The following is a 13,744-nucleotide window of genomic DNA, read 5'->3' as shown; positions in this document are numbered from 1 at the left end:
GCGTGAGTCAGTGAGTCAATTAGCCGGCATTCGCCGTGTGGCGAGCACGATAGCGTGCGCCCGGATGCGGGTCGGCGAGGCGCGGGCCGCCGCCGTGCAGCTTTTCGCGCAAGGAACCGTCGGCATACTCGGTCTTGTACACACCGCGGCGTTGCAATTCAGGCACGACCAGCTCCACGAAGTCGCTAAACGTCTCGTGCGTCAATGCGTAAGCAAGATTGAAGCCGTCGACGTCAGTCTCTTCCACCCATGACTGCAACTCGTCGGCAATCTCCTGCGGATCGCCCACCGAAAGCGGTCCAAGGCCGCCTATGCCGCCCCACTTCGCAATTTCGCGCACAGTCCAGACCCGCGTCGGATCGGCGCTCGACAGCGCCTCCACGGCGGACTGCACCGCATTGCTTTCCACGTGACGCAGCGGTTCGTCGAGTTCGTACTTCGACAGGTCGATGCCGGTCCAACCCGACATCAGCGCCAGCGCGCCTTCGTCGCTGGCATAACGCCGGTAGTCCGCATGCTTGGCGTGGGCTTCGGCCGACGTTTTGCCGGTGATCACCGTATGCAGGTTGAAGATCAGCACATCGTGCGGATCGCGGCCGAACGACTTCACACGCGCGCGTATGTCGGCAACGAACTGCTTGAGAATCGTGCGCGACGGCGCCGCAATGAAAATACACTCGGCGTGCTGTGCGGCAAAATCCTTGCCGCGCTTCGACGCGCCGGCCTGATACAGCACGGGTGTGCGTTGCGGCGACGGCTCGCACAAGTGGATACCTGGCACGTCGAAATACTGTCCGTGGTGCCCGATCGGGTGCACCTTGGAGGGTTCCGTGAAGACCTGACGTGTCGCATCGCGCACCACGGCATCGTCTTCCCACGACGACTCCCACAACTTGTAGCAGACGTCCAGATACTCTTCGGCTAACGCATAGCGTTCGTCGTGATTCGCCTGGCTCGGCAGTCCGACATTGCGCGCCGCGCTATCCAGATACGACGTGACGATGTTCCAGCCAACGCGTCCATTGGTCAGGTGATCGAGCGTCGACATGCGGCGCGCGAACGGATACGGATGTTCGTACGACAACGAGCAGGTCACGCCGAAGCCCAGATGCTCGGTCACGTTGGCCATCGCCGAGACCAGCAGGATCGGATCGTTGACCGGCACCTGCGCGGCCTGGCGAATCGCCGCCTCGCCGTTGCCGTTGAACACGTCATAGATGCCGAGCACGTCCGCGATGAACAGGCCGTCGAACTTGCCGCGTTCGAGCAGCTTCGCGAGGTCGGTCCAGTAATCGAGGTGCTTGTAGCGCCAGGAGGTGTCGCGCGGATGCGCCCACAATCCCGGCGACTGATGTCCGACGCAGTTCATGTCGAATGCGTTCAGACGGATCTGTCTGGCCATAATCGGATCCGGTTAGGTGATACGGATAGAGCCTGCAACGCGCGCGTTAAATCGCGCCGTGCCGCGGCGGCAGCACGTCGTTCAGGTAGTAGTTGCCCACCGCAATGTATTTCCAGCGCACCGGATCGTGCAGCGTGTGGGTGCGTGCGTTGCGCCAGTGACGATCGAGGTTGTGTTCGGCCAGCGTGGCCTGCGTACCCGCCAACTCGATCAGGCGCGTCGAGGCTTGCAACGCGATCTCCGTGGTCGCGGCGCGTGCCTCGGCCACGGCAATCGAGGCCGTCGCGACAGTCTGCGCGGTCGACTCCTTGACTGCCGCGTCCACGCGGCGGCCCGCACGTTCCACCAGCGCCTCGGCCGCGTGCAATTGCAGCGCGAGCTTGCCGAACAGTTCGAGCGTCAGCGGATCGTCACTGGCCCGCTCGACCCCGCTGTCGATCCACGGACGCGAGCGTTCGCGCACAAAACGCCGCGCATCGGCGACAGCTGCACGCGCAATGCCGAGATCGACGGCGGCATGAATCAGTTGACCGATCGGCCCGACGGTCGTGGGCCGCGCATCGAACGCCGCGCTGTACGGCACGACGGCGGACGCCTCGACGTAGATATTGTCGAGCGTGGTCGTGCCGCTGCCGGTAGTCCGCTGGCCGAAGCCCGACCAGTCGTCCACCACGGACAAACCGGGTGTCTGCGCGCTGGCGAAGGCCACGTACAAAGTGTTGTCGGCCGCTTTGGCGACAATCGGAATCCACTGCGCGAACAGAGCGCCAGTCGAATAGAACTTGGTGCCGCTGATGCGAAAGCCGTCGCCATCCGGTGTGAGCGTGGTCCGATAGTCCGCTACCGTTTTCGTGCCGCGCTCGGAAAGCGCATTGCCGAATCGCTCGCCTGCCAGCGCCCGTTGGAAATAAAACGCCTGCTGCTGGCGCGTGCCGTTCACGCGCAGCACGTCGAGCATGTAGAAGTGGTTCTGCGGAATTTGCCCGATCGCGGGATCCGCCTCGGAAATGATGGCCGTGACTTCAGCAAGCGTCGCGTACGAAACCTCGGCCCCGCCGAACTCGCGCGGCACGGCAATGCCCCACAGGCCGCTCGCCGAATAGATGCCGATCTCCGCATACGGCAAGCGCCGCTCGCGGTCACGCTGTGAAGCGTCCTCGGCGAGCGCGCGTGCCACCGTATGCGCAACCTCAAGCGCCTGCTGATCGTTCTCGATGCGCGCGGCCTGGGGCGCGTACGGCACCTGAGGCGCGACGGATTCTGCCAAAGCACTCATAACGTCAATTCCACGGATGACGGGCTGGTTTGACGCCGTTCAGATAGTAGTTGCCGACAAGGTGATATTTCCAGCGCACCGGATCGTGCAGCGTATGCGTGCGCGCATTGCGCCAGTGCCGGTCGAGGTTGTGCTCTCCCAGCGTCGCCTGGGTGCCCGCCAGTTCGAAGAGCTTTTCGCTCGCCAGCAGCGCGATTTCGGTGGTCAACACCTTCGCTTCGCCCACTGCCACTGAGGCTAACGCCACATCGTCCTCGGTCGTTTCGCCCTTGGCGGCGATCACGTCGAGTGTCCGTGCGGCCCGTTCAAGCAGCGCTTCCGCTGCGTGCAACTGGATATGCAGGTGACCCACCTCGCGCACCGTCAACGGATCGTCGCTCGCGCGCTCGACGCTGCTGTCGATCCACGGCCGCGAACGCGTGCGCACGAACGTCAGCGTGTCGGCTATCGCAGCCTGGGCGATGCCGGCGTCGATGGCCGCCTGGATGATCTGCGAGATCGGGCCGTTCAGCGTGGGGAAATCGGAGACGCGATGCGCCGGGAAGACATGCGAGGCCGGCACGCGCACCGCTTCGAGCACCACGGTGCCGCTTGCTGTGGTGCGCTGGCCGAAGCCCGACCAGTCGTCGATCACATTCAGGCCCGGCGTGCCCTTCGGTATATAGGCGAGCCAGCCCTTGCGCTCATCGTCGAGACCCAGCACGGGCACGAAATGCGCAAACAGCGCACCGGTCGAATAAAACTTGGTGCCGTCCACGACATAGTCGTCGCCGTCGCGCCGCACGCGCGTTTTCAGATCGAGTACGTGCTTGGTGCCTTTCTCGGAGAAACCATTGCCGAAGCGCTTGCCGCTCACTATCTGGGAGAAGAAATAGCGCTTCTGCTCCTCGGTGCCGGTCAGCGAAATGACGTCGACAAGGCCGAAGTGGTTTTGCGGCAACTGTCCCAACGACGGATCGGCCGCCGCGATGATCTTGATCACTTCAGTCAGCGTGACGAAGGACACACCCGCGCCGCCATAAGCCTTCGGCACGGTAATCGCCCACAACCCGGACTGCGAGAACCATTCGATCTCTTCATGCGGCAGACGGCGCTCGCGGTCGCGTTCCGGCGCGCCTTGCGCCAGACGGGCCGCCAGTTCGTGCGCCACGGCAATGGCCTGGGCGTCGTCCTGAATAACGCGCGCCGCATGCTGGCCTGCATCGCCTGTATGCGATGAGGTCGCTTCGTAAAGCTCGGCCATACGAATCTCCGCTTGAGTGACTGTTCGCACAATCTATCAGCGGGTACGACCCACGCAAACTGAACGTTTGAGCAATAGATATTCCTTCGGATGGCAAACAAACTTGCGCACGATCCGGCATAAGCACTTCGGCTCTTGCCTGATAACCATAGTGCGATTTGATGGTTTCATGCGCAGCGGGTTGTTGATTAGAGTCGTCGCAAGCTGGACACCCTTGCCTCTTTGATTCTTCGGACACCATGACACGCTTGCACACTACTCTCTCTTCGTTGCTGGCCGCCACCGTCTTCGGCATGGCAGGCGGTATAGCAACTTACGCTTATGCGCAGGGCGCGACACCCGCGGCTGATGCAACCACCACCGGCGACAACGCGGCATCCGTGCCGTCGCTCAAAGGCAAGCGTATCGGCATTACGGCCGCCGGTACCGATCACTACTGGGATCTGAAGGCTTACCAGGGTGCAGTGGATGAAGTGAAGCGCCTGGGCGGCACGCCGATCGCACTCGACGCCGGCCGCAACGACAACCGCCAGATCGCGCAGATCCAGACGCTGATCGCGCAGAAGCCGGATGCCATCGTCGAGCAATTGGGTACTGCAACGGTGCTGGAGCCGTGGTTGCAGAAAATCCGCCAGGCTAACATCCCGCTGTTTACGATCGACACCGCTTCGCCGTCGAGCCTCAACGACACGACCTCCGACAACTTCTTCATCGGCGAGCAGCTTGCGCTGAAGCTCGTCAACGATATCCACGGCGAAGGCAACATTCTCGTCTTCAACGGCTTTTACGGCGTGCCGGTGTGCGCGATCCGCTACGACCAGCTCAAGGCCGTGCTGAAGTACTACCCGAAGGTGCACATCATCCAGCCTGAGTTGCGCGACGTGATCCCGAACACGGTGCAAAGCGCGTATGCGCAGGTGAGCCAGTTGCTCGCGAAGTATCCGAAGGGGCAGATTGCCGCGATCTGGTCCGCATGGGATGTGCCGCAGGTCGGCGCCACCCAGGCCGTGGACGCGGCGCACCGCGACGAGATCAAGACCTACGCGGTCGACGGCAGCCCGGACGTCGTCACGCTCGTGAAGGATCCGAAGTCGAGTGCGGCGGCTGTAGTGGCGCAACAGCCCGCCTTGATCGGCAAGACCGCGGTGGATAACGTTGCGCGTTACCTCGCCGGCGATCACACGTTGGCGCCGTATACCTATGTGCCGTCGATTCTCGTCACCAAGGACAACGCAGGCACGATCCAGCAGACCCTCGGTCAGCTCAGCGCAAAATGAGTGCCGACGCCCGCCCCGCCGCGCTCGAGTTACGCGAGCTCGTCAAACATTTCGATGGCGTGCCCGCCCTGCGCGGCGCCTCGCTGAAGGTTGCGCGCGGCACCGTTCACGGCCTGATCGGGCAGAACGGCGCGGGCAAGTCGACGCTGATCAAGATCCTCGCCGGCATTCACACGGCCGATTCGGGCACGCTCGCCGTCGACGGCATCGCCCAGGGCCACGCTCACGGGGTCGCGGCGGGGATTGGGTTCATTCACCAGGAACGCTTGCTGCCGCCCACCTTCACGGTGGCCGAAGCGCTTTGGCTCGGCGACGAAAGAACCGTTGGCCCACGGATCGCGGGCGGCTTCCGGCTGCTCGACGTGCGGCGCATGCAACGCGACGCCCGTGAAGCGTTGCACACCCACTTTGGCGTGGACATCCCGCCGAACCGGCTCATCGCCGATCTGAGCGTCGCTGAACAGCAGATCGTGCAGATCACCCGCGAGCTGATCCGCGAGCCGCGCATTCTCGTGTTCGACGAACCGACGGCCGCACTCGTCAGCCGCGAAGTGGACAGACTGCTGCAAACTATCGACCGTCTGCGGCAACGCGGCCTGACGATCCTGTACGTGTCGCACTACCTGAACGAAATCGCGGCGATCTGCGATCACGTCACCGTACTGCGCGACGGCGTGGACGTTGCCCACGTCGACGCGCGCACGACGCCCACCGAAGCGCTCGTCACGGCGATGATCGGCGCGCAGGCGGAAGCGAAGACGTCGGCTTCGGCACGCACGCCCGGGAAGGTGGTCCTGAATGTGCGCAATCTGAGCGCGCCGGGTCGCTTCGAAGACGTCTCGTTCGACGTGCGGCGCGGCGAGATTGTCGGCGTCACCGGCTTGCTCGGCTCCGGCGGCAAGCCGGTCGTGCGCAGCCTGTTCGGCCTCGAACGCGGCGTGCAGGGCGACGTCGAAATCGACGGCAAGGCGGTGCGCCTGCGTCGCCCACAAGATGCAGTACGCCAGCACATTGCGTTCGTGCCTGAGGATCGGCGTGCGCACGGTGTGGCACCCGCGCTGTCGGTACGCGAGAACATCACGCTCGCGAGCCTTGCCCGTTTCAGCCGTTTCGGCCTGCTGGCGCAACGACGCGAAACCGCTAGCGTGCAAGGGCTAATCGACGAACTGGCAGTGCGCACCTCCAGCACGGAAACACCGGTACGGCATCTCTCCGGCGGCAATCAGCAGAAGGTCGCGCTCGCCAAGTGGTTGAGCCGCACGTCCTCGCTCTATCTGCTCGACGAGCCGACGGTTGGCGTCGACATTGGCGCGAAGACCGAAATCTATCGTCTGCTCGACCGGCTCGCGCGCGACGGCGCCGGCGTCCTCCTATTTTCCAGCGACCTGATCGAACTGCTCGGCGTCACCGACCGCGTGCTCGTGATGGCGCGCGGCCGCATCGTGCGCGAACTCGTCTCGCGTGATGCGGATAGCCAGGACGTACTCGCATGGGCCACCGGCGCTCGCGCTGCGCACGGCGAGACGGCGCAACAGGAGGTCGCAGCATGAGCAAGGTACTCGATGCAGCACCGCGTACCGGCAAATTCGAAATACCCGAGCGGCTGTTCGGCGCGCAATGGTGGCTAAGAAGCGGCGCGGCGCTCGCGTTTGCGGTGGTGTTTATCGGCTTTGCGGTGAGCTCGCCATTGTTCTTCACCGTGGCGAATCTCGCTAACGTATTGCAGCAATCCGTGGTGGTCGGGATTCTCGGTTTCGGATTGACGGTGGTATTGATCGGCGGCGGCGCGGATCCGCTGAGAGGCGGCCTCGATCTTTCCGTTGCGGCCAATCTTGGCCTGTGTGCGGCGGTTTATGCCGTGGCGCAACGCGAAGGCGCAGCACCAGGCACCGCCCTCCTGCTGACGCTTGCAGCGGGCGCAGGAGTCGGCGCGCTCAATGCCTTTGCCGTGATCGCGCTGCGCATTTTCCCGTTGCTCGCCACGCTGACCACGATGAATCTGTGCGCCGGCTTCGAACTGGTGCTGACGCAGAACACGTCAGTGCCCGCAAGCGGTGTGCTACTCAGCTTCCTGCTCGACAACGGCGCATTCGGTGTGCCGCATCTGGCCTACGCGCTGCTTGATGTCGCCTTGCTGTTCACTGTGCTGGTTCACTACACACCCTTTGGTCTGCGGCTGCGCGCCACCGGCGCGCATCGCGACGCAGCGCAGGCCGCTGGACTACGCACAAACCGCTACCTCGCCGCGAGCTACGTGTTGAGCGGCATTGCTGCGGCGTTAGCCGCGCTGGCGTCTACCGCGCTACTCAGCGGCAGTTCGCCCGGCGCGGGCGAAAATTTACTCGCTACCGTCGCCGCCGCATTGCTCGGCGTCGTGTTTTCGCGGCGGCTCGTGCCGACCATCCCCGGCACGCTGCTCGCAGTCCTCTTCATTGGCGTCATCAGCAACGGCTTTCAACTCGACAACGTGTCGAGCTATTGGGTCAACGGTGTGGAAGGCGCACTGATCCTGTTCGTCGTCGCCACTACCGCGCTCGTGCGCCGCCATGCCGGGAATCACGCTCATGATTGAACAGATAGGCCGCTTGCAGCGCTTCGCGCTAGTCGGTGCGTTGATCGCAGTGATTGCGTTCTTCGCGCTGTTCGCACCCGGTTTCGCGCGCGTAGACAATCTTGCCGACGTGCTCCTTAACAACTTCGCATTGCTGGCGATTGCCTCGCTCGGCATGACGCTGGCGTTGTCGCCAGGCGCTATTGATCTGTCGCTCGGTACGTCCATCGACGTGGCCAGTCTCGCTTTCGTTTTGCTGAGCGCTCATCACGTTGGTGTGGTGCCTGCAGCGCTCGGCGGTCTTGCGGCGGCGCTGCTGGTCGGGGCATTCAACGGCGTGCTGACCGGGTGGCTCGGCATTGCGCCGTTTCTCGCTACGCTCGGCACGCTCTTCATCGGTCAGACCGTCCAGCAACTCGCCACCGACGGCGGTCAGCCCGTCTATCTGCTCAACATTGCCTTGCCGCCGCTCTTTAGCGAACTGGCGCATGGCACGCTTGCAGGTCTGCCTGTGCCGTTATGGATCGTCGCCATGCTGGCGCTTGCCGTGCATGTCACGCTCGCGCATTCCACGTTAGGCAGGCAACTCACCGCGCTCGGCGCGCAGCCTGGCGTGGCGCGCTATTCGGGCTTGCCGGTAGCGGCCATCACAGCCGCGACGTTTATCGTCAGCGCGCTGATCTATGGTGTGGTGGGCTTGCTGCTGTCGTCGACCGTTAAAGCGTATGTGCCGCAGGCCGGCAACGGTTATCTGCTCAATGCGATCGGCGCGACCTTCATCGGCACGACGCTATCGCCGACGCGCCGCCCTGGCGTCGTCGGCACCTTGCTTGGCGTGTTGCTGCTGAGCCTCGTCGCAAACGGCCTGTTGCTGATCGGCTGGAATTTCTACTGGCAGCAGGTGGCGACCGGCGCGCTGATCTTCGCCGTGCTGGCCGTCAGCTTTGCGCAGCGGCGTGGCCGCTATGCGTGACGATCAGCGGCGCGTCCCACGCTGAACGTGAACGCCAACGCGCCCACCAGCAGCACACCCTTGATGAAATCCTGCATGTAGTACGGCGCGTTTAGCATCGTCAAGCCGTTGAGCAGCACACCGACGAACACCGCCCCAACTACCGTGCCGAACACGTTCGGCCGTTTGGCGCCCCAGACCGCGTAGCCGACCAGCGCCGCCGCCACTGCATCGAGCAGCATCGAATGACCGGCGCTGACGTCGCCACGTCCCACGCGCGCGGCAATCAGCACGCCGCCCAGCGAGGCAATCGCACCCGACGCGACATACGCTGCGATCCGGTAGCGCGCAGTCGGCGCACCGGCGAGGCGTGCCGCGGTTTCGTTGCCGCCGATCGCATAGATCACCCGGCCCCAGCGCGTGGTTTCCATCACGATGCAGGCCACAACGGTCAGGACCGCCAGCACAACTACCGGCAGCGGCACGACATCGAACAGCCGCAAGCGTCCGAGGGCGAGAAAGGCATCGGGAAAAGTGCCGGTTGTTTCGGTGCCGTCGGGCAGGATCGTGCCGGTTGCGAGCGAACGGCCGCCGGTCGGAATCAGTTGCAGCCCCGCAAGCAGAAACAGCGTGCCGAGCGTCGCCAGTTGGTCTGGCACACGCAGACGGGTAATCAGGAATCCGTTGAAAAGACCCGCTGCGATACCGAGTACGAGGCATGCCACCACCGCCTCGAAGGCATTGCCATGCCAGACGATCAGCACATAGCTTGCCGCCATCTGCGCCGACGCCGCCACACTGCCCACCGAAAGATCGAAGCCGCCCGCGGCGAGCGTCACGGTCACGCCTATACCGAGCAGCGCGACAATCGACACCGCCTGCAAGATGCTGAAGAGATTGTCGATATTCAGAAACGCTGGCTGGTTGACGGCGAATACGATGACGAGCAAGGCGAGCACCAGCAGCATGCCGGTTCGTTCGAGATGAGCGCGCAGACCGTGCAGTCCTCGCAACCGCCCGCGTCGAACGCTGCGTTCATGCTCTACCGGATGGGTCTCGGAGACGACCTCGGGTGGAATCGAAGTGCTGGTTTTCATGAGCGAGCGTGGGAAGTGAAATCGGATTGGGAAACGCGGTCGAGCGTCGCACGGTCGAAGCGGACCACACGGTCGGCAATCTCGAACGCCTCTTCAAGATCGCTGACGAAGACGAGCGTGGCGCGCTCCTGCGCATGGCGCCGCAGCGTATCGACGATATCGGCGCGCGCGCCGGCATCGACGCCCTGAAACGGTTCATCCAGCAGCAGCAAGCGCGCGGGCTGCGTATGCCAGCGCGCCAGTACGACTTTCTGCTGATTGCCGCCGGAGAGCCGGTTGAGACGATCGTCCGGGCCGGTACAGCGAATCCCGAAGCGCTCGATCGCTTCAAGCGCGGCACGCTGCTCGCGCGCGCGCTTGAGGCCACCGTACTTGAACCAGCGCGACAGGAACGGAAAACTGAGCGTGCCGGCGATCGACGCGAACGGCACGCTGTCGGGAAACAACGAGGTTCGCCAACGGTCCTCACCGGCGAGGAAGACGCCGGCACGGATCGCGTCGGCGGGCGAGCGAGGACGCCAGGCTTTGCCATCGAGCGTCATCGTCCCACTCGCGGCTCGCCCCGCACCGAAAATCGCCCGCGCGAAGCGTGATTTGCCACCGCCGACGGGACCGGCAATGGCGACGATTTCACCGCGCTGCACATCGAGATCAAAGGGGACGCTGGCTGACGTCAACTGCAGATCGCGCACGCTGAAGCATGCTGAGGATGCTGCGGTCGCCGCTGCGGCTGCGGTCGCATTCGCATTCGCTGCGGCGTTGCTGCGCAACGGCCGCCCGATCATCGTTTCGACTGCAGCATCGAAGTCGATCGGCGCAGGCAGATCTGCAACGATGCGACCGTCGCGCACAATCGTCACGCGCCCGGCGACGCGCCGCAGGTCACCAAGCCGATGCGACACCAGCAAGATCGCCACGCCCTCGGCGCGCAACCGGTCGATCAGTCCAAAGAGCCGCTCGGCCTCGGGCGCCGACAAACTGGCGGTGGGCTCATCGAGAATCAATAGCGCGGGCCGCGTCGCCAGCGCCCGCGCCAACGTCACAAGCTGCTGCGAGGCGAGCGATAGCGAGGCGAGCGGCGCGGCCAGGTCGACATCGAGACCCACACGTGCGGCCAGCGGCGCCGCCGTCTGACGGCGCACCGCGGGCGGCACGCGCCACGGAGAGGTTGGATCGCACAAGCGGTCGAGCAACAGGTTGTCGGCAATCGAAAGCGTCGGCACCACCGCATCCGCAATCGATTGATGAACGGTCGCAATGCCCAACTGTTTGGCGTCGTGGGGTGAAGCCGGGCGGAACGGTTGTCCGCGCAACCAAAGCTCGCCGCCGTCGGGACCGTAGACGCCGCTGAGAATCTTCACGAGCGTGGATTTACCCGCACCGTTCGCGCCCATCAGCGCGACAACCTCACCTGCGCGGATCGACAGGTCGACGCGATCGAGCGCAACGGTCGGGCCAAAGCGTTTGGAAACGGCGGCAACGGTCAGGATGGGAGCAGTCATCGAAGAAGACGCGCCTGGCTGCGCTCATAGCGGATGACCGTCCATCGTAGCGACCCGCCAGGGGTACGCCAACGAAGCGTTGTTCATATCGATAGCTGGGTTTAGCAGCGGAAGTGATCGATATTCTGACCGGCGTGAATCGCCCGTGCGAGCCAGTCCGGCTTCTCGCCGTGGCCGTCCCAGGTATTGCCGAAGGCGTCCCGGTACATGACGGCCCGGGTCGCAGTGGCATCCGCTTCAATCGATTCGGCCAACGCTTCCAGCGTAATGCCGTATTCCTCCATGCGGTGACGTATCCACAGAACCAGGCGCTCGCGTGCGTTCCCGTCGAAATCGAACGTGGCTTGTTCTTGTCGCTCTTTCATAACGTATCGAATGTCACGGCGGCAATTGCGCGCGTTTTGAAAAAATAAAAGGCTTCGCTAACCGACGCGAAGCCTATACGTGATTCGCGTGGGCCGAACGCCGTTCGACCTCACGTTGCCTGTGTGCGCGTGGATGCGCCCCCGGAAAAGTTGCCCGACACATCATCTATTGATCAGGAAATCCGTTTGGCAAGCGGCTCGAATCGTCGCCCGTCAGGCCCTTTAGCCTCAAGGGCCGCTTTAGCGTCTATTAGACAATTTTAGCACCCATTTTTTCCGCCGCGCACGGCAAAAGCGAGGCTGGAGCCTTCGATAAGCGGGCACCAACGTGCTATTTTACGATTCTGGCCTCGATCTCCCACCTTCAAAGGAAAGCAGCCATGTCTCCGTCAACCGCCGTCGCCACCATTCTCACCGCGCTGCTGATCGGCGCCATGAGTCCTGGACCGAGTTTCGTCATCGTCGCGCGCAATTCGATCGGCCTGTCGCGTCGCGATGGATTGGCCACGGCGCTTGGTATGGGAATCGGCGGGGTGCTCTTTAGTGGCGTCGCGCTGCTGGGTCTGTACACCCTGCTCGCCGCCGTCACCTGGCTGTACGTGAGCCTCAAGGTGGCGGGCGGGCTCTATCTGATCTATCTGGCGTCGAAGATATGGCGCAGCGCAAAGAAGCCGCTCGCATTCAATCAAGGCGCACTCAATGGCGGCAGCAATGCGCGCAAATCTTTCTGGATCGGCTTGAGCACGCAACTCAGCAATCCGAAAACCGCCATCTACTACGGCAGTATCTTTGCCGCATTACTGCCCCAGCATCCGCCGCTGTGGTGTTATTTCGCGCTGCCGCCGGCCATCTTCATGATCGAAGCCGGCTGGTACACCGTGGTCGCATTGTGTTTCTCGAGCAAGCGTCCGCGTGAACTGTATCTGCGAGCCAAGACCTGGGTCGACCGTGTAGCGGCCAGCGCCATCACCGCGCTGGGTCTCCGACTGATCTTCGCCGCACACCGCGTCGGCCTGTAGGCCGCAGCACGAAAAGCGGCTCCCGCAAGCTTCGTTGCGATGTCCCCTAACACCATGCCTGGCGTGACATAGAGGGAAATCGCAACATGCTGTTTTCCTAAGGGGGCCTGACCGTTTTCTACCGCGTCACGCACAGCCTGACGAAAACTTTACAAGATAATCCTTGACGGCGGTGGCCTCGTGCAGCTATTGTGGCCATCGAAGTTCAAGAAGTTCGATTGCTGTTCATCAATTGCTCGCTCTCTCAGCGGTATTCGTTGTCCTCTCCCTCCTTGACGCTTCACGTGCTCCATCGCGAGCGATTATTTACTTTTTTTTCCTCAAGGATTCTTCATGGATACCGGCACCGTTAAGTGGTTCAACGACAGCAAGGGCTTTGGCTTCATTACACCGGACAAGGGCGGCGACGACCTGTTCGCTCACTTCTCGGAAATCAGCGGCGACGGCTTCAAGACGCTGGCTGAAAACCAGAAGGTGAGCTTCGAAACGAAGCAAGGCCCCAAGGGTCTGCAAGCGGCTAACATCAAGCCGCTGTAAAGTTTGAAGGGTCCGGTATCCGACTACGGGTACCGGGCTGCAGCGACATCCCTCGCGGAGTTTGTTCTCCCACAGCTGGTGCAATCGCTAAGCAGTTTCGTTGCGCCAAACGCCTCGCTTGCCCCCTCATTCCCCCCTGGCTTGACCGGCTTAAACGCCTCTCACGATACGCATTCTCTTCGGCTCGAACTGGCTTGTCCAGATCGCCGCGCACGCGTACGACTATTTAAAAATAAAATGCAAAACAAACACATTCATCATTACAACGGCTATGCCGTCCAACCCTCGGCACATCGTCTGCCTGACGGGTCGTTTTCCTCTAACCTGCTGCTCGAACGCGCCGGCACTGTACCTGCGGAAACGCGCTACCAGTTCTATTCGCTCGACTACTTCAACAACGAAGAGCAGGCGCTGCAGCACTCGTGCCGCTGGGCCCGCAAGTGGGTCGACAGCCGCGGCTAAGACGTCCCGACCGCATCCGTTAGCAGCGAAATCCGCGCCCCATACGGCGCGGAATGCCGCT

General features: G+C 63.0%; 13 protein-coding genes. 7 read left to right on the top strand and 6 right to left on the bottom strand.

The genetic code is table 11. The features are described 5' to 3' along the window. Positions 1-19: 19 nt before the first annotated feature. The 3 genes from BUS12_RS03365 to BUS12_RS03355 are packed head-to-tail and all read right to left on the bottom strand — an operon-like array spanning position 20 to position 3,921. Complete coding sequence (locus BUS12_RS03365; RefSeq protein WP_074294240.1) at positions 20-1,402, bottom strand: LLM class flavin-dependent oxidoreductase; 1,383 nt, start codon at positions 1,400-1,402, stop codon at positions 20-22. A 46-nt stretch (positions 1,403-1,448) separates the two neighbouring features. Next, on the bottom strand, positions 1,449-2,678 hold the full coding sequence (locus BUS12_RS03360; protein ID WP_074294239.1) for an SfnB family sulfur acquisition oxidoreductase: 1,230 nt from the start codon (positions 2,676-2,678) through the stop codon (positions 1,449-1,451). A 4-nt stretch (positions 2,679-2,682) separates the two neighbouring features. Continuing rightward, positions 2,683-3,921, bottom strand: a complete 1,239-nt coding sequence (locus tag BUS12_RS03355) for an SfnB family sulfur acquisition oxidoreductase (RefSeq protein ID WP_074294238.1) — start codon at positions 3,919-3,921, stop codon at positions 2,683-2,685. A 239-nt stretch (positions 3,922-4,160) separates the two neighbouring features. Between BUS12_RS03355 and BUS12_RS03350 the strand changes: the two genes are divergently transcribed. From BUS12_RS03350 to BUS12_RS03335, 4 genes are read left to right on the top strand one after another with little or no spacing between them, the layout of a single operon-like run. Continuing rightward, positions 4,161-5,198, top strand: a complete 1,038-nt coding sequence (locus tag BUS12_RS03350) for a sugar ABC transporter substrate-binding protein (protein ID WP_074294237.1) — start codon at positions 4,161-4,163, stop codon at positions 5,196-5,198. After that, positions 5,195-6,748, top strand: coding sequence for a sugar ABC transporter ATP-binding protein (locus tag BUS12_RS03345; RefSeq protein ID WP_074294236.1), 1,554 nt, complete (start codon positions 5,195-5,197; stop codon positions 6,746-6,748). The genes BUS12_RS03350 and BUS12_RS03345 overlap by 4 nt, the downstream gene beginning before the upstream one ends. Next, on the top strand, positions 6,745-7,770 hold the full coding sequence (locus BUS12_RS03340) for an ABC transporter permease (RefSeq protein WP_074294235.1): 1,026 nt from the start codon (positions 6,745-6,747) through the stop codon (positions 7,768-7,770). Before BUS12_RS03345 ends, BUS12_RS03340 begins: the two co-directional genes overlap by 4 nt. Next, a complete protein-coding gene (locus BUS12_RS03335; protein ID WP_074294234.1) occupies positions 7,763-8,722 on the top strand; it encodes an ABC transporter permease in 960 nt (319 codons plus the stop codon). The genes BUS12_RS03340 and BUS12_RS03335 overlap by 8 nt, the downstream gene beginning before the upstream one ends. On the opposite strand, the gene BUS12_RS03330 is transcribed toward BUS12_RS03335, so the two are convergent. The 3 genes from BUS12_RS03330 to BUS12_RS03320 form a co-directional block, all read right to left on the bottom strand. Continuing rightward, positions 8,713-9,669, bottom strand: coding sequence for an ABC transporter permease (locus tag BUS12_RS03330; protein WP_253190107.1), 957 nt, complete (start codon positions 9,667-9,669; stop codon positions 8,713-8,715). The genes BUS12_RS03335 and BUS12_RS03330 overlap by 10 nt on opposite strands. Before the next feature lie 125 nt (positions 9,670-9,794). Continuing rightward, positions 9,795-11,300, bottom strand: coding sequence for a sugar ABC transporter ATP-binding protein (locus tag BUS12_RS03325; RefSeq protein WP_074294232.1), 1,506 nt, complete (start codon positions 11,298-11,300; stop codon positions 9,795-9,797). A gap of 101 nt (positions 11,301-11,401) precedes the next feature. Next, positions 11,402-11,665 (bottom strand): H-NS histone family protein, encoded by a 264-nt coding sequence (locus BUS12_RS03320; RefSeq protein ID WP_074294231.1) that lies wholly within the window; start codon positions 11,663-11,665, stop codon positions 11,402-11,404. A gap of 380 nt (positions 11,666-12,045) precedes the next feature. Between BUS12_RS03320 and BUS12_RS03315 the strand changes: the two genes are divergently transcribed. The 3 genes from BUS12_RS03315 (at position 12,046) to BUS12_RS03305 (ending at position 13,683) form a co-directional block, all read left to right on the top strand. Further along, positions 12,046-12,684: a LysE family translocator gene (locus BUS12_RS03315; RefSeq protein WP_074294230.1), complete on the top strand. Its 639-nt coding sequence runs from the start codon at positions 12,046-12,048 to the stop codon at positions 12,682-12,684. Between the two features lie 333 nt (positions 12,685-13,017). Beyond that, positions 13,018-13,221: a cold-shock protein gene (locus BUS12_RS03310; RefSeq protein ID WP_012428559.1), complete on the top strand. Its 204-nt coding sequence runs from the start codon at positions 13,018-13,020 to the stop codon at positions 13,219-13,221. A 237-nt stretch (positions 13,222-13,458) separates the two neighbouring features. Then, a complete protein-coding gene (locus BUS12_RS03305) occupies positions 13,459-13,683 on the top strand; it encodes a hypothetical protein (protein WP_074294229.1) in 225 nt (74 codons plus the stop codon). Positions 13,684-13,744 lie beyond the last annotated feature (61 nt).

This window comes from Paraburkholderia phenazinium (assembly GCF_900142845.1).
In the GTDB taxonomy this organism is placed as follows: domain Bacteria; phylum Pseudomonadota; class Gammaproteobacteria; order Burkholderiales; family Burkholderiaceae; genus Paraburkholderia; species Paraburkholderia phenazinium_A.
This window is presented reverse-complemented; position numbering and strand designations above follow the sequence as displayed.

Bases quoted from the DNA above. Each gene is read 5' to 3' on its own strand.
- BUS12_RS03365 (WP_074294240.1), bottom strand. From the start codon at position 1,402: ATGGCCAGACAGATCCGTCTGAACGCATTCGACATGAACTGCGTCGGA.
- BUS12_RS03360 (WP_074294239.1), bottom strand. From the start codon at position 2,678: ATGAGTGCTTTGGCAGAATCCGTCGCGCCTCAGGTGCCGTACGCGCCC.
- BUS12_RS03355 (WP_074294238.1), bottom strand. From the start codon at position 3,921: ATGGCCGAGCTTTACGAAGCGACCTCATCGCATACAGGCGATGCAGGC.
- BUS12_RS03350 (WP_074294237.1), top strand. From the start codon at position 4,161: ATGACACGCTTGCACACTACTCTCTCTTCGTTGCTGGCCGCCACCGTC.
- BUS12_RS03345 (WP_074294236.1), top strand. From the start codon at position 5,195: ATGAGTGCCGACGCCCGCCCCGCCGCGCTCGAGTTACGCGAGCTCGTC.
- BUS12_RS03340 (WP_074294235.1), top strand. From the start codon at position 6,745: ATGAGCAAGGTACTCGATGCAGCACCGCGTACCGGCAAATTCGAAATA.
- BUS12_RS03335 (WP_074294234.1), top strand. From the start codon at position 7,763: ATGATTGAACAGATAGGCCGCTTGCAGCGCTTCGCGCTAGTCGGTGCG.
- BUS12_RS03330 (WP_253190107.1), bottom strand. From the start codon at position 9,669: ATGCTGCTGGTGCTCGCCTTGCTCGTCATCGTATTCGCCGTCAACCAG.
- BUS12_RS03325 (WP_074294232.1), bottom strand. From the start codon at position 11,300: ATGACTGCTCCCATCCTGACCGTTGCCGCCGTTTCCAAACGCTTTGGC.
- BUS12_RS03320 (WP_074294231.1), bottom strand. From the start codon at position 11,665: ATGAAAGAGCGACAAGAACAAGCCACGTTCGATTTCGACGGGAACGCA.
- BUS12_RS03315 (WP_074294230.1), top strand. From the start codon at position 12,046: ATGTCTCCGTCAACCGCCGTCGCCACCATTCTCACCGCGCTGCTGATC.
- BUS12_RS03310 (WP_012428559.1), top strand. From the start codon at position 13,018: ATGGATACCGGCACCGTTAAGTGGTTCAACGACAGCAAGGGCTTTGGC.
- BUS12_RS03305 (WP_074294229.1), top strand. From the start codon at position 13,459: ATGCAAAACAAACACATTCATCATTACAACGGCTATGCCGTCCAACCC.